This window comes from Streptomyces sp. NPDC047880 (genome assembly GCF_040706515.1).
Classification (GTDB): domain Bacteria; phylum Actinomycetota; class Actinomycetes; order Streptomycetales; family Streptomycetaceae; genus Streptomyces.
Genome location: NZ_JBEZOK010000001.1, coordinates 305649 through 322258 on the forward strand (window position 1 = coordinate 305649; position 16610 = coordinate 322258).

At 68.7% G+C, this 16610-nt stretch carries 17 protein-coding genes and 1 tRNA gene; 12 read left to right on the plus strand and 6 right to left on the minus strand.

Annotated features, from left to right (window positions below; genetic code table 11):
* The first annotated feature begins 15 nt into the window (after window positions 1-15).
* From AB0937_RS01580 to AB0937_RS01630, 11 genes are all read left to right on the plus strand, one after another.
* Entirely contained in the window at window positions 16-2229 is a 2214-nt protein-coding gene (locus AB0937_RS01580) for a cell division protein FtsK (RefSeq protein ID WP_366708930.1), read from the plus strand.
* A 141-nt stretch (window positions 2230-2370) separates the two neighbouring features.
* Window positions 2371-2628 (plus strand): hypothetical protein, encoded by a 258-nt coding sequence (locus AB0937_RS01585; RefSeq protein WP_037760950.1) that lies wholly within the window; start codon window positions 2371-2373, stop codon window positions 2626-2628.
* 14 nt (window positions 2629-2642) lie between these two features.
* Window positions 2643-2837: a hypothetical protein gene (locus AB0937_RS01590; protein WP_366708931.1), complete on the plus strand. Its 195-nt coding sequence runs from the start codon at window positions 2643-2645 to the stop codon at window positions 2835-2837.
* A 12-nt stretch (window positions 2838-2849) separates the two neighbouring features.
* Complete coding sequence (locus AB0937_RS01595; RefSeq protein WP_366708932.1) at window positions 2850-3317, plus strand: hypothetical protein; 468 nt, start codon at window positions 2850-2852, stop codon at window positions 3315-3317.
* 13 nt (window positions 3318-3330) lie between these two features.
* Window positions 3331-4125, plus strand: a complete 795-nt coding sequence (locus AB0937_RS01600; RefSeq protein WP_366708933.1) for a hypothetical protein — start codon at window positions 3331-3333, stop codon at window positions 4123-4125.
* A 13-nt stretch (window positions 4126-4138) separates the two neighbouring features.
* Window positions 4139-4645, plus strand: a complete 507-nt coding sequence (locus tag AB0937_RS01605; protein WP_366708934.1) for a hypothetical protein — start codon at window positions 4139-4141, stop codon at window positions 4643-4645.
* 160 nt (window positions 4646-4805) lie between these two features.
* Entirely contained in the window at window positions 4806-5696 is an 891-nt protein-coding gene (locus tag AB0937_RS01610; RefSeq protein WP_366708935.1) for a bifunctional DNA primase/polymerase, read from the plus strand.
* Window positions 5693-6049, plus strand: a complete 357-nt coding sequence (locus AB0937_RS01615; RefSeq protein ID WP_366708936.1) for a hypothetical protein — start codon at window positions 5693-5695, stop codon at window positions 6047-6049. The genes AB0937_RS01610 and AB0937_RS01615 overlap by 4 nt, the downstream gene beginning before the upstream one ends.
* A complete protein-coding gene (locus tag AB0937_RS01620) occupies window positions 6046-7212 on the plus strand; it encodes a DUF3631 domain-containing protein (RefSeq protein WP_366708937.1) in 1167 nt (388 codons plus the stop codon). The genes AB0937_RS01615 and AB0937_RS01620 overlap by 4 nt, the downstream gene beginning before the upstream one ends.
* Window positions 7213-7403: 191 nt before the next feature.
* The gene (locus AB0937_RS01625) at window positions 7404-7724 is read left to right on the plus strand and encodes a helix-turn-helix domain-containing protein (protein ID WP_366708938.1); all 321 of its coding nucleotides are present in this window, start codon (window positions 7404-7406) and stop codon (window positions 7722-7724) included.
* A gap of 70 nt (window positions 7725-7794) precedes the next feature.
* A complete protein-coding gene (locus tag AB0937_RS01630) occupies window positions 7795-9309 on the plus strand; it encodes a LacI family DNA-binding transcriptional regulator (protein WP_366708939.1) in 1515 nt (504 codons plus the stop codon).
* A gap of 113 nt (window positions 9310-9422) precedes the next feature.
* Here AB0937_RS01630 and AB0937_RS01635 read toward each other — a convergent pair whose 3' ends face one another.
* The 5 genes from AB0937_RS01635 to AB0937_RS01655 form a co-directional block, all read right to left on the minus strand.
* Window positions 9423-10466: an XRE family transcriptional regulator gene (locus AB0937_RS01635; RefSeq protein WP_366708940.1), complete on the minus strand. Its 1044-nt coding sequence runs from the start codon at window positions 10464-10466 to the stop codon at window positions 9423-9425.
* Window positions 10463-11089, minus strand: coding sequence for a hypothetical protein (locus AB0937_RS01640; protein ID WP_366708941.1), 627 nt, complete (start codon window positions 11087-11089; stop codon window positions 10463-10465). The genes AB0937_RS01635 and AB0937_RS01640 overlap by 4 nt, the downstream gene beginning before the upstream one ends.
* A gap of 341 nt (window positions 11090-11430) precedes the next feature.
* A tRNA-Pro gene (locus AB0937_RS01645) sits at window positions 11431-11504 on the minus strand.
* A gap of 32 nt (window positions 11505-11536) precedes the next feature.
* Window positions 11537-12322 (minus strand): Pr6Pr family membrane protein, encoded by a 786-nt coding sequence (locus tag AB0937_RS01650; protein WP_366708942.1) that lies wholly within the window; start codon window positions 12320-12322, stop codon window positions 11537-11539.
* Window positions 12323-12459: 137 nt separating this feature from the next.
* The gene (locus AB0937_RS01655) at window positions 12460-13398 is read right to left on the minus strand and encodes a metallophosphoesterase (protein WP_366708943.1); all 939 of its coding nucleotides are present in this window, start codon (window positions 13396-13398) and stop codon (window positions 12460-12462) included.
* A 135-nt stretch (window positions 13399-13533) separates the two neighbouring features.
* Here AB0937_RS01655 and AB0937_RS01660 point away from each other — a divergent pair, with 135 nt between their 5' ends.
* Window positions 13534-13998: a GatB/YqeY domain-containing protein gene (locus tag AB0937_RS01660; protein WP_366708944.1), complete on the plus strand. Its 465-nt coding sequence runs from the start codon at window positions 13534-13536 to the stop codon at window positions 13996-13998.
* Window positions 13999-14182: 184 nt separating this feature from the next.
* Here the strand turns inward: AB0937_RS01660 and AB0937_RS01665 are convergent, their stop codons facing one another.
* Window positions 14183-16468 (minus strand): transglycosylase domain-containing protein, encoded by a 2286-nt coding sequence (locus AB0937_RS01665; RefSeq protein WP_366708945.1) that lies wholly within the window; start codon window positions 16466-16468, stop codon window positions 14183-14185.
* Window positions 16469-16610 lie beyond the last annotated feature (142 nt).

A 16610-nucleotide genomic window follows, 5' to 3' on the forward strand; every position in this document is an offset into this window, starting at 1 on the left:
AGGAAGGGAATCTCAGTGAAGCACCCCGACGACGACAACGAACTCTTCAACCGACTCGAAGCCGAGATGGCAGCCGACCCCGGGGGCGAGGTAGTCGACCTCGACAAGGCACGGTCGGCCCGTGCCGAGTCGGCCGACCCGACCACCCGACCCGACGCCGACCGGTCGCCCGACTCCCGCGCCGACCGGTCGGGCGACCCGACCGCCCGCGTGATGGTCGACCAGCCGACCCCGACCGCCACCGGTCCGGGCTACCTCGGTCGGCTGCGCGGGGCACAGCGGCGTGCGGTCGTTCCCGTGTGGCTGCGTTCGGTGGCAGAGCTGCGGACCGCCACGGCGTGGGTGGCCCGCCACTACGCGCACGCCGCCGGGTATCACGCGCTGCGCGCCCCGGTCTACGCCGCCCGGCTCACGCTTCAGGCACCGACCGGTGCCGCCCGGTTCGTGGGCGGCACGATGCGGTGGGTGGCCGACCGTGAGGGCGAGCCGGTCCGACTCGCCGCGGTCCGCCGCGAGGACGCAGCCGAGTACCTGAAGCTGTCGCGGCAGCGCGACGGACGCGTCCGACTGCGCACCCTGGTGACCGTGCTCGCCATGTTCGTCGGGCTCGGCGCCGCGCTCGCCATGTACGTGCTCGCCCCCGGCTGGCTTCAGGCGGTGTCGGTGAGCGCGGTCCTGATGGCACTCGGCTACGCCGGGCAGCAGGCGGACGCACCGGTCATCCACAGGGCTGTGGAACTGCCCAAGGCGGCCAAGCTCACCAGTGACATCGTGCTGCGTGCGCTCGGGGCACTCGGCATCCCCGCCATCAACCAGGCGCAGGCCAAGGGACGGGACGGGTTCGAGTTCACCGCCCCCATCACCCGCGACGGCCCCGGCTGGCGCGCGGAGGGCAACCTGCCGTACGGCGTCACGGTGACCGACGTCATCGAGCGCCGCGACCGGCTCGCCTCCGGCCTGCGCCGCCCGCTGGGCTGTGTGTGGCCCGAAGCGGTGCCCGATGAGCACACCGGTCACCTCGTGCTGTGGGTGGGGGATCAGGACATGTCCCGCGCCAAACAGCCCAAGTGGCCGCTGCTCAAGTCGGGTTCCGTCGACCTGTTCAAGCCGGTCGCCTACGGCACCGACCAGCGCGGACGCTGGGTCGAAGCAACGCTCATGTACATCGCGGGTGTCATCGGCGCCATCCCGCGCATGGGCAAGACCTTCCTGCTCAGGCTGCTGCTGCTCATCGCCGCGCTCGACCCGCGGGCGGAGCTGCACACCTACGACATGAAGGGCACCGGCGACCTCGACCCCGTCGGTGACGCCGTCTCCCACCGGCACGCCGCGGGCGACGATGACGACTCCATCACCTACTGCCTGAACGACTTCAGGGCGCTGCGCGAGGAGTTGCGGCGCCGCACCAAGGTGATCCGCTCGCTTCCGCGGGACGTCTGCCCGGAGTCGAAGGTGACCAGCGCTCTCGCCGACAAGCGCTCCCTGGGGCTGCACCCGATCGTGATCGGCGTGGATGAGTGCCAGGTGCTGTTCGAGCATCCCGAGCACGCCAAGGAGTTCGAGGAGATCGCAACCGACCTGGTCAAGCGCGGTCCGGCCACCGGCATCGTGCTGCTGCTCGCCACGCAGCGCCCGGACGCCAAGGCACTGCCCACCGGGATCAGCGCGAACGCCTCAGCCCGCTGGTGCCTAAAGGTCATGGGCCAGCTGGAGAACGACATGGTGCTCGGCACGTCCGCCTACAAGCGGGGTGTGCGGGCGACCATGTTCGCCTGGGGTGACAAGGGCATTCACTACTTCGTCGGTGAAGGCTCCGATGCCCGGATCGTGCGCTCCGTCTACGTTGACGGCCAGGGTGCCGACGCCATCGGCGCCCGCGCCCGCCGCCTGCGCGAGGAAGCGGGCACCCTGTCCGGGCATGCGCTGGGCGAGGCACCCGAGCCGGTCACCAGCGCGTATGACCTGCTGCGCGACATCCTCGCCGTCGTGCCGGCCGATGAGCCCAAGGTGTGGTCCGAGACCGTCGTCGCACGGCTCGCAGAGCTGCGCGAGGAGGTCTACGACGGCTGGGACCCCGAGGGACTGGCCGCGGCCCTGAAGCCGCACGGCGTCTCCACCATCCAGGTGGGCCGCCGCGTCAAGGGCAAGGTCGTCAACCGGCGCGGCATCGACCGCTCCCACATCACCGCCGCGATTGCGGAGCGTGACGGAAAGCGGGACGCGGGCTGAGTGTCCAGGGCCGCTAGCGCTAGCGGCACGCCCCGCTAACGTTAGCGGCTCCGCTAGCGCCCCAAACCATCTCTGAGCAGGCCGCTAGCGGATAGCGGCCCACCTGCGGAAACCCCTGAAACCCGCCTGGAAGGGCCCGTCATGACCCCTGTCCTGCTCGCTATCACCCTGATCCTTGGCGTAACGCTGTGTTACGTCGCGGTATGCGCTGCCTCGCCGTTCGGCAACTGCCGCAAGTGCAACGGATGGGGCTTCGCCATGAAGACCGACCGCAAGGGACGCATGAAGCGCGGCAAGGACTGCCGCCGCTGCAAGGCCACCGGCAAGCGCATACGCGTCGGCCGCTGGCTCTACAACCGCTGGGCCCGCATCTACCGCGCGGGCACCGACACCCCCTGACCGGAAGGCTCCCGATGATCCTCAACATCTCCGCCGTGCTGCTCTTCGGCGCCGCGTCCGCTCTCGCCGTCAAGACCAAGTCCGCCGGAGGCGGCGCGGCCATCGTCCTGTTCCTCTTCGGCTTCTTCACCGCCGGAACCGGCGCCTACGAGCCCATCCACAACCTCGTGCAGGCATCCGCCGAAGCCCTGTCCGCCCTCGGCAACTAAGAGGAGACCGCCGTGAACGAAGCCACCCACCACCACCGCCCTGCCAGGCCCGACGTGACAGCCGTGGAAGTCCACCGGTCCACCCCGCTCGCCCCCCTGCCGTCGGCACCGGCCTTACCGACACAGCCGGGCACCATCGCGGCCGTGACGAGCGTCGTCTTGCCCGACGGGCGCGTCGTGACCGGCTACACCATCGAGCCCGCCAAGCCCGAACCGGTCGCGGCCAAGCCGCTCGTCTCGCGTGCCGCAGTGAACGTCGCCCTCGGGGGCGTCGGGTTCCTCGCGATGTGCGGCGGGCTACTGCTGCTCACCTCATTCATCGCCGCACTCACCGCGTTCGTCACGCAGCTCATCACCCTCGCGGCCGTCGTCTTCGGCGGCTGGGTCGCCGTGCAGGTGTTCAGCGTGAGCGGCCACCGCAGCGGGACCACGGTCAACATCCGCAAGGCCGTCATCAAGCGCAGCCACTTCCGCGGCTGAGGGGGAACCCGGCTTGCGCTTCTACCTGACCACCCACAAACGCCACTGGGTCCGGCTGACCGACGTGCCGCTGTTCCTCAAGTCCGAGCACTTCGTGAACGCGGTCAAGCTGGACCCGGCGCGCGGCCCGTACGCGGTCGACTCCGGCGGATTCTCGGAGCTCCAACGCCACGGCCGTTGGACGCGCACCCCCCGCCAGTACATCGAGGACCTGCGCCGCATCTGGGAATGCGTCGGCCCCTACGACTGGGCCGCCCCGCAGGACTGGATGTGCGAAGACCTCATCATCCACGGCGGCACGGCAGGACCGAACGTCTTCACCGGCACGCACCTCAGCGTGCCGGAGCACATCCGCCGCACCGTCGCCAACTTCCTCGAACTGCGCTCCCTCGCCCCCGAGATGCGCATAGCCCCGGTCCTTCAGGGACGGACGGTCGCGGACTACGAATGGTGCGCGGAACTGTACGAGCGAGCAGGGGTCGACCTGACCCGCGAACCCACGGTCGGGCTCGGCTCGGTCTGCCGCCTTCAGTCCACCCGCGAGGGAGCGGCCATCGTGACCGCGATGGCCGCACGCGGGCTGAAGCTGCACGGCTTCGGCTTCAAGATTCTCGGCCTGGAACGGGTCGGCCACCTGCTCGCCTCAGCCGACAGCGCGGCCTGGAGCTATCACGCCCGCCGCAGGCCACCACTGCCCGGCCACACACACAAGAACTGCGCCAACTGCATCGACTACGCCATGCGCTGGCGTACCCGAGTCCTGGCCAGCCTCCCGCCCTGGCAACAGCCCTTCCTCGACGCAGCCTGACGAAAGGAACCCCGTGTTCGAGATCCGCGTCATCTGCGAGCCCGCCGACACTGACCGTGTCGTGGCCGCTCTGGACCGCACGTTCACCGTCGGTACCGTGACCGTCTGCCCCGCCCGCGACGGCAAGCGCCGCCTGTATGCCCCCGCCGAGCACCGGCCCGAGCCGGAGCCCTGGCCCACGCCGGAAGAGGCGTACGCGCTCGCCCCGAGCGTCATCCGCGAGATCGGATGGACCGCCGGCACGGCGGCCGACAAGCCGTTCGGCGAGGACCTCGACCGTGAGTACTGGCTCCGTAAGGCCGCGCTGCTGGACCGCATCGCGCTGCTCGACAACGCAGACGGCATCCGCAGCGACGCGGCCGAGGTGGCCACGGAAGCGGCCCGTCGGCTCATCGCATACGACCTCGACGGCAAGGACAGCTACCACGGCGCCCCGCACCGGCCGGAGCACCCGGCGACGGCCGCCGACCCGCGCGGCTACGTCCGCCAGGAATACGCCCACTGGGCCAAGAACCACTAGCTACGCCCGGGGCGGGCGCCGTCTCACCACAAGCCTGCGCCCGCCCCGGTTCTCCCGTCCCTCCAAGAGAGCAGGAGACATCCAGCATGACCGAACGAGCGTCATTCGGCGAGGGCCGTCCGGCCTATGCCACCCCATCGAGCGTGATGGGGGTGACGGCATGAACCGTCACCTCCTGTTCGCCGCCCTGGACGCAGCGGAGCGCGGCTGGGCCGTCCTGCCCCTGCGTCCTGGCGACAAGCGTCCGGCCCTGCACGGTGAGGACGTCTGCCCCGGCATCGGGGACTGCGCGGGCGGTCACCGCAAGTGGGAAGAGCGCGCCACCATCGACCCCGACCGCATCCGCCGGGCGTGGGGTGACCTGCCGTTCAACGTCGGCATCGCGACCGGCCCGTCCGGGCTGGTCGTCGTCGACCTCGACATGCCCAAGCGGAAGAGCAGTACCGACACGCCTAACGGCGTGACGACCTTCACGGCGCTCTGCGAGCGCGCCGGGCACGCCGTGCCCACCACCCGCACAGTGCGGACCGCGAGCGGCGGGGTCCACCTGTACTTCACCGCCCCGCCCGGCGTCCGGCTCGGCAACACGGCCGGACGGCTCGGCAAGCGCATCGACACCCGCGCATGGGGCGGCTACGTCGTCGCCCCCGGCAGCCTCACCCCTACCGGCGCCTACTCGATCGTCAACGACGCACCGCCCGCACCCCTGCCGGATTGGCTGTGCGCCCGCCTGGCGAGTCGTCAGGCTTCGCGGGCACTGATGGCTGCACCGTCGGCCGTTCGGGCCTCTCGCTATGCCGCATCGGGCTTGAACGCCGAAACCGCGTCCGTGCGGCAGGCACCGGAGGGCGAGCGCAACGCCACGTTGCTTCGGGCGGCGCGAGCCCTGGGGCGGTTCATCGCGTGGGGCGACCTCCCCAGGGACCAGGTTGAGGAGGCTCTTCAGTGGGCGGGGGAGCAGACCGGTCTCTCGCCGCGGTCCTGTGAGGCGACCATTCGCAGCGGTCTGAACTGGTCGATCGCCCGCAACGGCCAGCGGAGGGCAGCATGAGCACCCCTGACTGCCCCTCCCTGAAGAGCCTTCCCGCCACCCCGACCGGTCCGCGCGCCGCCGCACAAGCCGCGTCCGATCCGGCCTTGGGCGAGCCGACAGGCGCCGCCCGCAAGGGCGTCCCCTCTGCCCTTCGCCCTGACCCGCACCAGGCAGATGGCCCGCGCACGGTTGCTTGGCTGCACATCTCCGCGCCGCGCGGCGCCGTACCCACGGCCACCTCGACGTGCCTGTGCGGCCGCGACCGCAGCGCCGTCGGCCACAGGAAGGTGCTCGCCCTGATCGACGACCACACCGCCCACCGCGACACGTGCCCGCTCCGCACCAACCAGGAAGGGAGGCAGGCGGCATGAGCACCAATCCGCCGGCACCCACCGCCGATGGCGCCGCCCTGCTCGACGAGGTCGAAGCCTTCCACCGGCGCTTCAACATCTTCCCCCTCGAAGCCGCCTACGTCGCCGTCACGCTGTGGGACGCGCACGCGCACCTGCTCGACTGCTTCGACTCCACACCGAGGCTCGCGTTCCTCTCACCGGAGCCGGGCTCGGGCAAGTCCCGCGCGCTGGAGATCGTGGAAACCCTCGTTCCCCAACCGATGGTCGCGGTCAACGCCTCCGCCTCCGCGCTCTTCCGCGCGGTCTCGGGGATGGAGGGACGGCCCACGATCCTCTTCGACGAGATCGACACCGTCTTCGGCCCCAAAGCCGGAGAGAACGAACAGCTCCGCGGGTTCCTCAACGCAGGCCACCGCCGCTCCGGCGTCATGTGGCGCTGCGTCGGCGACGGCTCCAACCAGCAGGTACAGGAGTTCCCCTCGTTCTGCGGGGTCGCGGTCGCCGGTCTCGGCTCGCTGCCGGACACGATCCTGACCCGCTCGGTCATCGTCCGCATGCGCCGACGCGCACCCAACGAGCGCGTGGAGCCGTTCAGGCAGCGCATCCACGAGAAGGAAGGCCACGCCCTGCGCGACCGGCTCGCCGCCTGGACACAGTCTGTCCGCCACGCGGTCGACGGAGTGTTCCCGGAGCTCCCGGAAGGCATCAGCGACCGGCCCGCAGACGTGTGGGAACCCCTGCTCGCCGTGGCCGACGCGGCGGGCGGAGCGTGGCCGGAGCGGGGCCGAGCCGCCTGTATCGAGTTGGTCAACGCGGCCAAGACCAGCGACAAGGGCAGCATCGGCATCCGCCTGCTCACGGACCTGCGCGACTACGTGTTCAACGGCATCGACCGCCTGCCCACCGTCGCCATCCTCGACCGGCTCCACAGCCTCGAAGAGGCGCCGTGGGCGGACATGAGCGGCAAGCCGCTCGATGCGCGCGGGCTGTCGCGGATGCTGCGGGAGTACATGACCGCGGACAACGCCCCGATCGCGGCCCGCAACATCAAGGCGGGTGGGAGCGTCATGAAGGGCTACTACGCGAGCGATCTGCACGACGCGTGGCAGCGCTACTGCCCTCCCCCCGCTGAAAGTGCGCTACTTCCGCTACTTCCGCTACCGGGCAGGTCAGAGCCCTAAAACCGGTAGCGGATACGCGCTCTGTATCCGCTACCGCCCCGCCCCATCCGCTACCCGCCCCGCAGCCACGAACCCGGGGTCGGTAGCGGCTCCATCCGCTACCGCTACCCCGATCCGCTACCTCGATCATGCCCCTGACCAGGGCGGTAGCGGAGGTAGCGGAAGTAGCGGACCTGAGAGGAAGAGGAGCCATGAACTCGGGTGAGACGAACTCCGCCCTTCCCAAGTCCTATTCGGCCGCGAAGGTAGCCGAGGCGCTCGACTGCTCCGAGTGGTGGGTGAAGGAGCAGGCACGGCGGCGCCGTATCCCGTTCCTCCGGAGCGGGAGCGGCTACCGCTTTACCCGGAGCCACATAGAGGAGATCTTCCAGATCCTTGAGGAGCGTCCCGACCCGGTGAACGTGCCGGAGACCAAAGCCACTTCGACCCGTAGGCGCGCTTTAGCCCCCTTTGACGTACCGGTGGTACAGCTCAGGGCGCGGCGTCCGCGGCGCGCTCGGAATGCAGTCTGACAGCAGTAAAACCATGGCGGGCGAGAGCCAAACACTGGCTTTCGCCCGCCTCTTTGTGATGAGAGGGAGCATGGGCTTCGTCGAAAACCGAGGCACGTACTGGCGTGGCCGCTACAAGATTTCGCCGGGCAAGTACGGCACCGTGGCCGACGAGAACGGCAAAGTCATCCGCTTCCGTACGAAGCGCGAAGCGAAGAAGGCCGCTGATGCCGAAGAGGCCAAGGTGGAGAGCGGCACTTGGAAGGACCCGGCGGCCGGACAGATCACCTTCGGCGATTACGCCTCACGGTGGTATGCGGCGCAGGACCTAGCCGCATCCACGATGCAGAATTACCGCCGTCACCTGGAAGAACACCTACTTCCAGAGTTCGAGGATCGCCCGCTTGGGTCGATCCAGCGCGCAGACGTCGATGTCTGGGAGAAGAAGGAGAAGGCGCTCTACGCCGTCTCGAGCGTGAAGACGTGGAGAGGCACGCTCCACCTGGTCCTCGAAGACGCTGTGGACGAGGAACTCATCAGTTCCAACCCCGCCACCAAGCGACGCGGCAGAGGGAAGCGCGCAGGTCGTTCGCGTGACCGAGGGCCGGAGAAGGTCGTCACGGACCCGCTCGGCATCCTTCTGTGTGCCGAGCGCGCGTCACTTCTGTCTGGACGCGATGACGAGTTCGTTGCTCTCGTCACCAAGGGCTACACGGGCATGCGGTGGGCCGAAATCGTGGGTTGGGAGACCGAGTTCATCCGCCCAAAAGCTGTACGCGTGGAATGGCAGCTCTACGAACTCGACTCTGGAGAGTTCGAGCGCTGCCCGCCCAAGGACGACAGCTATCGCACCATTGACGCCCCGTCATGGCTCACCCGCCTCTGGGCCGGCCACATAGCCCGTACGCAACCGGCCCCGTGTCCTTGCCACGGCAAGACGTACATGTTCCGCGGACAGGGCGTGTCCCGCACAGGGGAGACCGGCGCGAAGGTGGTGGACGTGGCGAGGCGTGCAGGCGTTTCCACGGGCACGGTGTCCAACGTCCTCAATCGGCCGGACTTCGTGGCCGAAGCCACAAGGGCTCGGGTGCGCGAGGCCATTGACGCTCTCGGGTTCACCCGCGGTGGGGGTGCGGTCGACCAGGCTGCACACTGGCGGAGGAACGGCTTCGCCACGTGGCTCTTCACACCGGCCGCCTCCGGCTGGTACCCGAAGAAGGCGCCGCAGGAGGCGCGGCCCGTACCTGTGCTTGCCCGCCCCTGGCCTGGCGTGCCGGCGCGGGGGAGAGGCGCCCAAGCGCGGGCGGATGCATGCTGGGTGCCGATCGCGAAGGGGCTCACGCCCCATGGACTGCGCCACACGCACAAGACGCGTATGGAGGGGTTCCGCACCCCACCGAAGCTCATGGATGAGCGGATGGGGCACATCGACGGCTCGGTGCAGGCACGCTATTCGCACATCACCCGAGAGATGCGTCAGGAGCTGTTGGCGAACCTCACCGCAGAGTGGGAGGCGTCCCTCGACGCCCGGCTTGCGATGTGCCGCACCTCTCCGGTTGCCGCGCTCAACACCCTCTTGCAGGAGCGTCTGAAGGCACGTCGATAGGCGAGTAGGGAAGAGGGATCCAAAACCTTCTGCCAGAGTTCTCGCAAAAGGGTCAGAAACGGATTCAGGCCCAACCTGCTCACAGTGAGCGTGTTGGGCCTGACCGGCAGACCTCAAATTGCCCGAAGGCGCCGCTCTTGGGCCACGAAGATCGTGTTCCTGGAAGGATCTGAGAACCCGGCGATGGACGCGATCTCCTCGCGGGTGAGACCCTTGGCGGCCATGGCTTCACCAATCGACTGAGCCAAGGCGGGCACCTCCGGGCTCAGTTCGTCGCTCAACGGCTCGTGCGTTCGCCAACCCTTGTTACTCAAGGCCTTGTATAGGTTGGTCCGTTTGTCGGAACTGATCACATTGAGATCGCGGGCTCGCTCAATCAGGGCTTGCATCGAGGTGCCCCACTCGCGTTTGAGGTCATGCAGGCGCCCCAGCGTAAGGTTCCTGAGCTGGGGGCGAATGACTTCCTCTGGCATCAAGAATTCAGCGGCGAACCGTGTTGCGTCCTCTTCCATGGTGAGCGTGACTTCGGACGAGTGCAGGCATAGGTGGCCCAGCTCGTGCCCCAGGGTCAGTCGCAGACGATCAACGGGCGCAGTTTGGTTGATCAAGACAACTGGATAGTCGTCCACCCATTGCGACAGGCCATCGACGCGCGAGGTTCCGAAATCTTCTGCCAACACGATGCACCCTGCGGCCTCCATCCAGGGCGTAAGTGCCTGGATGGGGCCGATGGGCATCCGCCATTGCATGCGAACCATGCGAGCTGCGTCGGCAGGGTCGGTGTCCACCGGATCGAAGATCGGAATCCTCTGTTGGGCCCGCATCGACACCTCCTCCATGAGGTGACGCACGTGCATGCGGTACATGTTCAAGCGCGCTTCGAGCTGCCGCCACGTAGTTGCCTTGGCGGTTGCGCGCTTGCGCATGTGGGCATCCACGGCCATCGCCCCGCGGACAGAGCCCGCTCCCTTAAGGAAGGACTCTGTAACCCCGAGCGCAGCGGCGAGCCGGGAGAGAACGTCCCCGTCCGGCTCGCGCATGCCCTTCTCATACCGCGACAGGGCTCCTTGGGTGACCCCAGCGGCCGCTGCCAACTCTTCCTGGGTAGTGCCAAGGGCCCGGCGAGCTGTAGTGATCGCTTCGCCGAGACTGCTCACGTTGACTTATCCTCCGTTGCTTCGCGCTGAGCCGACGCCGGAACATCGATCGACGGCAGGGAAGGCTTCGGCGTCGTCGGGTGCACGGGCTGCACGGTGCTGCCACCGCCGGCCTCACCGGCATCCCGGAGAGGAACCAACCAAACAACATTTTCCTGACCGTCGCGCAGGGAGAGCACCGCTTCGCCGATCTTCCTTGCGTCTGGTTCCCACTCGTATCCAGCAGTCAACCGAACCTCTTCGAGGCCAGGGAACGCCTCCTGAGCGCCTTGAGCGAAAAACTCCAAGGCTGTCTGGGTGGCGTAGCTGCTGACCTGACCATCCTCGCGGTGACGCTTGACTCGGAGACGATAGCTGACCCCCACGACGAGCTCTCGTGTGGGCTCGCCGTCGCTGAGGGTGACGCCAGGATGCCCATCGAGTTCTGCGGTGAGATGTGCCCACAGCCGGTCGTGAATCCAGTTGGCCAATCCGCGCTCGCTGCTCTGCGCTACCCATGAGGGGTGAGTAGTGCGGTACTCGAGCAAGTCCGCCGCGGCCAAGTCGACGGCTCGAACCAGGCTTCGCGTCACCTTCGGCCCTAAGCCAGACAGGACCTCAGATGATTCAGGGTAGGAAATCATGCCGGAAAATATACCGCCCTTGGAGATCCAGCTGTCTAGTACCGCGGAGGAGCTGGTGTGCCGGCTTGTGGCCGGCGTGCCATTCGTGCGTCACCCGGTCGATGTTGCGAGCAACTGTCGACGGTGCTCACCGCCGGGTGGGAAGCCGTGATCAGTGTGCGGCTAGTGGCATGACCGACGTCTTCAGAGGGTCTGTTCGACGGTGCCAAAGGCGTCATCAGTAGGCGCCACTCGAGGAGGGGATCCAAGATCTTCTCCCAGATTTCTCCCAAGGGGCCCCGGGAACCACTCAGGGGCCCGACCCGCGATGCGGATCAGGCCCCTGACCTGGTGTTTCTCTGTCGGGGTGGCGGGATTTGAACCCACGACCTCTTCGTCCCGAACGAAGCGCGCTGCCAAGCTGCGCTACACCCCGATGTCGCTGCTGTCGCGGCGACGACGTTTACTTTAGCCCACCGGTGGCTGGAGACGAAATCCGGTTTTGCCGCGGTGGCGGACGGGGTTCGGGCGGGCGTGGTCGAGGGCCACGAGGAGGACCGCCAGGGCGTAGAAGGAGAGGCCCAGGAGGAGGGCGTTGCCGAGCACCCGCTTGAAGCCGTCCTGGCCGACGTCCAGGAAGGGGTAGAGGTAGCGGTCGGGGGTGCCGGGGAGGAGCAGCTCGCCCCGGATGAGACAGAAGGCCAGGTAGGCCATGGGGTACAGGAGCCAGGTGCCGGCCTGGCGGAAGCGCAGGCGGCCGGGGGACGTGAGCAGGAGCCAGTCGAGCGCCGCGGCGATCGGCGTCGCCGTGTACAGGACCCCGTGCGAGAGGGTCTGCCAGCCCGCCGGCGTGGCCTCCTCGCCCGTGAGGGAGAACGGGCTCGCCTCGTTCGCCAGGAGCAGGTGGTGCACCAGGGCCGCGCTGACGACGTACAGCAGCGTCGCGCCCGGCACGGCACCCGGCAACGGGCGGCCGGCGGTCCAGGCGCGGCGGGCCGAGAGGGTCATGACCAGCGCCAGGAGCAGGTTGCTCTGGACCGCGAAGTGGCTCAGGACCCGGCTCGGGTCGCCGAGAAGCAGTTCGAGCATCACGCCCGATGCCGCCGCGACGGCGATCAGCAGGCGGAAGGCCGCGACCGCGGGGCGTCGGGCCGGGGCGACGACGGCCGTGGCGGGCACGGGGGAGGGCTTCGGCGCCGGCCGGGACGGTATCGCTGGGAGGTCCGGGATGTCCCGGGGTATCGGGGCGATCATGCCCCCACGCTGACAGAAGCGGACACAGGGGGCGATGCGGGCGGGGCTGTGCGGGTTATCCCCCTCGGGGGGCGGACCTCCGGGTCCGTTCCCGACCTGACCTCCGCCGCCTCTCCTGCCTCTGCCTGCTCTACGTCCTACCTGCCCACAGCCTCGCGCCCGACCAGCGTCAGCAGCGTCGCCTCCGGCGGGCACGCGAACCGTACCGGTGTGTAGCGGTTCGTGCCGCAGCCCGCCGACACGTGCAGGTACGACGTACGGCCCTCCGCCCTGTGCGTGGACAGGCCCTTCACCCGGTCCGTGTCCAGGTCGCAATTGGTGACCAGGGCGCCGTGGAAGGGGATGCACAGCTGGCCGCCGTGGGTGTGGCCGGCCAGGACCAGGGGGTAGCCGTCGGCCGTGAAGGCGTCCAGGCTGCGCAGGTACGGGGCGTGCACGACGCCCATCGAGAAGTCCGCCGACTCGGACGGTCCACCCGCCACCTGCGCGTAACGGTCCCGCTTGATGTGCGGGTCGTCCAGGCCCGTGAGCTCCACCGAGCCGCCCTCGAGCTTGAGCTCACCGCGCGTATTGGTCAGATTCAGCCAGCCCGCCGCGTCGAAACCGTCCCGCAGGTCCTCCCACGGGTTGTGCACCACACCTTCGGCCGGGGCGTTGCCGTTGAGCCCGTGGCGGCCCTGGAGCCTCTCCAGCAGGTAGAGGGCGGGGTTGCGCAGCTTGGGGCCGTAGTAGTCGTTGGAGCCGAAGACGTACGCGCCCGGGAACTCCATCAGGGGGCCGAGCGCGTCCAGGACCTCCGGGACGCCCTCCGGGTCGGACAGGTTGTCGCCCGTGTTGATCACGAAGTCCGGGCGCAGTCCCGCCAGCGACCGCAGCCAGCGCTGCTTCTTGCGCTGGCCGCCGACCATGTGGATGTCGGAGACCTGGAGCACACGCAGGGGACGCATCCCCGGGGGCAGGACCGGGACGGTGACCCGGCGGAGGCGGAACGAGCGGGCCTCGAAGCCCGCCGCGTACACCAGACCGGCGGCGCCAGCCGCCGCGATTCCCAGGGGGACTCCGTATCGCGCGCGCATACGACCATCGTGTCAGACCCTGACGGCCGTCCGTGCCCGGGCGGTGCGCGAAATCCCCTGACGGCACCGGCCCTTCGGCCGGGGCCCGCTAAATCGGGGGGCGCCGTTCCTCCCGGACCTGCGACAATCGACCCCATGACCACGCTCAAGTCGAAGCTGCAGGAAGACCTCAACGTTGCGATCAAGGAGCGCGACGAGCTGCGCTCCTCGACGCTCCGGCTGACGCTCGCCGCGATCACCAAGGAGGAGGTCGCGGGCAAGGAGAAGCGCGAGCTCTCCGACGACGAGGTCCAGAAGGTGATCACCCGGGAGGCGAAGAAGCGCCGTGAGGCGGCCGAGGCCTTCGCGCAGGGTGGCCGGGCCGAGCAGGCCGAGCGGGAGAAGGCGGAGGGCGAGGTCCTCGCCACGTACCTGCCGCAGCAGCTGTCGGACGAGCAGCTCCAGCAGATCGTCGCCCAGGCGGTCGAGGAGGCGAAGGCGGCCGGTGCCGAGGGCCCGCGGGCCATGGGCGCGGTCATGAAGATCGTGAACCCGAAGGTGGCCGGACAGGCCGAGGGCGGCCGCGTCGCCGCAGCGGTGAAGAAGCTGCTGGCCGGCTGAACGGGTGATCGGCCTGGTGGTGCTGGCCGGCCGTCCCGGTGATGGGCCTGGTGGTGCCGCGGTCCGGCTGACCCGGTGATCGTCCCGGTGCTGCCGTCCGGCTGACCGTTCAGCCGTACGACCACGGCCCCCTCCCACCCGCACGGGTGGGAGGGGGCCGTGGTCGTTCCGTCACACCGCCGGCTCAGCCGAACCGGCCGCCGTTTCCGTTGCCGCCGCCGTTGCTCTGTCCACGGAAGAAGCCCTCCGGGATGGAGAAGGACGGTGTCGGGATGGGCTCGCCGCCTCCGCCGTTGTTGTTGCCGCCGACCAGACCGCCGATGAAGCCGTCGTTGTCGCCGTTGCCGCCGTCCTCGCGGCCGTCGTCGTTGTCGTCGTCCCCGCGGTCCCGCGGCTTGCTGTCGGGGATGTGGACGGTGTTGAAGTTCTCGACGGGCTTGCCCTCCAGCGCGCCGGACATCATGTCGCGCCAGATCGGACCGGGGACCTCGCCACCGAAGACCTTGCCGTACGACCGGCCGCCGATGGTGATGCCGGACATCTTCCGCTTGTGCGCGGGGTCACCGACCCAGACCGCTCCGGCCATGTTCGGCGTGTAGCCCACGAACCAGGCCGCGTAGCGCTCGTCCGTCGTACCGGTCTTGCCGGCGCTCGGGCGGCTGCCGAGGCCCGCCTTGGTGCCCGTGCCGTCCTCGACGACGCCCTTCAGCAGCGTGTTGATGGTGTCGGCGGTGTTCTCCGACATCGCGCGCGAGCAGGTCGACTTCGGGACCTCGAGCGACGTGGTCTTGTCGCCGACCCGCCGGCTGGCCGACTCGATGGCGACCGGTGTGCAGTGCATGCCGCGCGAGGCGAAGGTCGCGTAGGCGTTCGCCATGGTCAGCGGGGACATCTCCTGGGTGCCCAGGGCGATGGAGGGCACCTGCGGCATCCTGTCGCCGTCGGCCCGCACGACGCCCATCTTCTTCGCCATGGTCGTCACGGGGCAGATGCCGATGTCGCTGATCATCTGCACGTAGTAGGTGTTGACCGACTTGGCGGTCGCCTCCCGCATGTCGTACGGGCCGACCTCGGAGGAGTTCTCGTTCTGGAGCTTGGCGGGGCTGTTGGGGTCGTTGACCCACCGCTTGCCGTCACAGGCCGAGACCGGGCTCGGGTACGCCATCTGGTACGGCGAGGCGTACACCTTGTTCGCCGGCATGCCGTCCTCCAGGGCCGCCGCGGCCACGATCGGCTTGAACGTCGAACCGGGCTGGTAGCCCATGCCGCCGCCCATCGACTGGTCGACGGAGAGGTTGATCTGCGTCTCGTTCTTCTTGAAGCCGTACGGACGCGACTGGCCCATGGCGAGGATCTTGCCGGTGCCGGGCTGGACGATGGAGGCGGCGGTGGCCACCTCGTCGCTCTTGTAGACGTGGTCCTTGATGGAGCGCTGCGCGGCCTTCTGGGCCTGCGGGTCCATGGTCGTGCGGATGGTGAGGCCGCCCTGGTTCCAGATCTTCGCGCGCTGCTCCCTGGTCTTGCCGAAGACCGGGTCGGTCAGGAAGACCTCGCGCACGTAGTCGCAGAAGAAGCCGGCACCCCTGGCCGCCGTGATGCAGCCGTTCTTGGGCTTGCTGACCTTCAGACCGAGCGGTGCCTTGGCCGCCTCGGCGGCCTGCGCCCCGGAGATGTCGCCGACGGCCGCCATGCGCTGCAGCACGGTGTTGCGGCGCTTCATCGCCTCGGCCTCGTCGTTGACCGGGTCGTACCGGCTGGGCGACTGGACGATGCCGGCGAGCAGGGCCGACTGTTCGAGGGTGAGGTCCTTGGCGGACTTGGAGAAGTAGCGCTGTGCGGCGGCCTCGATGCCGTAGGCCTGCTGGCCGAAGAACGTGATGTTCAGGTAGTTCTCGAGGATCTTCTTCTTGCCCAGTTCCTCCTCGACCTGGATCGCGTACTTGAGCTCGCGGATCTTGCGGCCGATGGTCTGCTGGGTGGCCTGCGCGACCTTCGTCGGGTCGTCGCCCGCCTCCTCGACGAAGACGTTCTTCACGTACTGCTGCGTCAGCGTCGAGGCGCCCTGGGCGACCTCGCCGCTGCGCGCGTTCTTGTCGAGGGCGCGCAGGACGCCCTTCAGGTCGACGGCGCCGTGCTGGTAGAAGCGCGAGTCCTCGATCGCGACGATCGCCTTCTGCATGTACGGCGAGATGTCCTTGAGGGGGACCACCGTGCGGTCGCGCGAGTAGACCGTGGCGATCTGGCCGCCGTCGGCGTCGAGGATGGTGGTGCGCTGACTCAGCGGCGGGGTCTTCATGTTGACCGGGAGCTCGTCGAAGCTCTCGACCGATCCCTTGGCCGCCAGCCCCAGCGCACCGACTGCGGGCAGCGCGATGCCGGCCAGCACGGCCCCCGCGAGGACACTGACACCGAGGAACTTGGCGGCCTGCTGCGTGGGAGACAGACCACCGCCCGAGCGCTTCTTTGGCATGAGGGCAGCCTACGTTCTCATTCGCCGGACAGGCGTATAGGCCTTGGCCTAAGCTGCTCTCAACTGTCACAGCAGTGAGGTCACGTATCAATACGTCCGGCGACCCCGAATCGTTCTGGGTGTTCCCCGACTTTTTTGTTGG

Bases quoted from the DNA above. Each gene is read 5' to 3' on its own strand.
- AB0937_RS01585 (WP_037760950.1), top strand. From the start codon at position 2,371: ATGACCCCTGTCCTGCTCGCTATCACCCTGATCCTTGGCGTAACGCTG.
- AB0937_RS01590 (WP_366708931.1), top strand. From the start codon at position 2,643: ATGATCCTCAACATCTCCGCCGTGCTGCTCTTCGGCGCCGCGTCCGCT.
- AB0937_RS01610 (WP_366708935.1), top strand. From the start codon at position 4,806: ATGAACCGTCACCTCCTGTTCGCCGCCCTGGACGCAGCGGAGCGCGGC.
- AB0937_RS01615 (WP_366708936.1), top strand. From the start codon at position 5,693: ATGAGCACCCCTGACTGCCCCTCCCTGAAGAGCCTTCCCGCCACCCCG.
- AB0937_RS01620 (WP_366708937.1), top strand. From the start codon at position 6,046: ATGAGCACCAATCCGCCGGCACCCACCGCCGATGGCGCCGCCCTGCTC.
- AB0937_RS01625 (WP_366708938.1), top strand. From the start codon at position 7,404: ATGAACTCGGGTGAGACGAACTCCGCCCTTCCCAAGTCCTATTCGGCC.
- AB0937_RS01630 (WP_366708939.1), top strand. From the start codon at position 7,795: ATGGGCTTCGTCGAAAACCGAGGCACGTACTGGCGTGGCCGCTACAAG.
- AB0937_RS01640 (WP_366708941.1), bottom strand. From the start codon at position 11,089: ATGATTTCCTACCCTGAATCATCTGAGGTCCTGTCTGGCTTAGGGCCG.
- AB0937_RS01650 (WP_366708942.1), bottom strand. From the start codon at position 12,322: ATGATCGCCCCGATACCCCGGGACATCCCGGACCTCCCAGCGATACCG.
- AB0937_RS01655 (WP_366708943.1), bottom strand. From the start codon at position 13,398: ATGCGCGCGCGATACGGAGTCCCCCTGGGAATCGCGGCGGCTGGCGCC.
- AB0937_RS01660 (WP_366708944.1), top strand. From the start codon at position 13,534: ATGACCACGCTCAAGTCGAAGCTGCAGGAAGACCTCAACGTTGCGATC.
- AB0937_RS01665 (WP_366708945.1), bottom strand. From the start codon at position 16,468: ATGCCAAAGAAGCGCTCGGGCGGTGGTCTGTCTCCCACGCAGCAGGCC.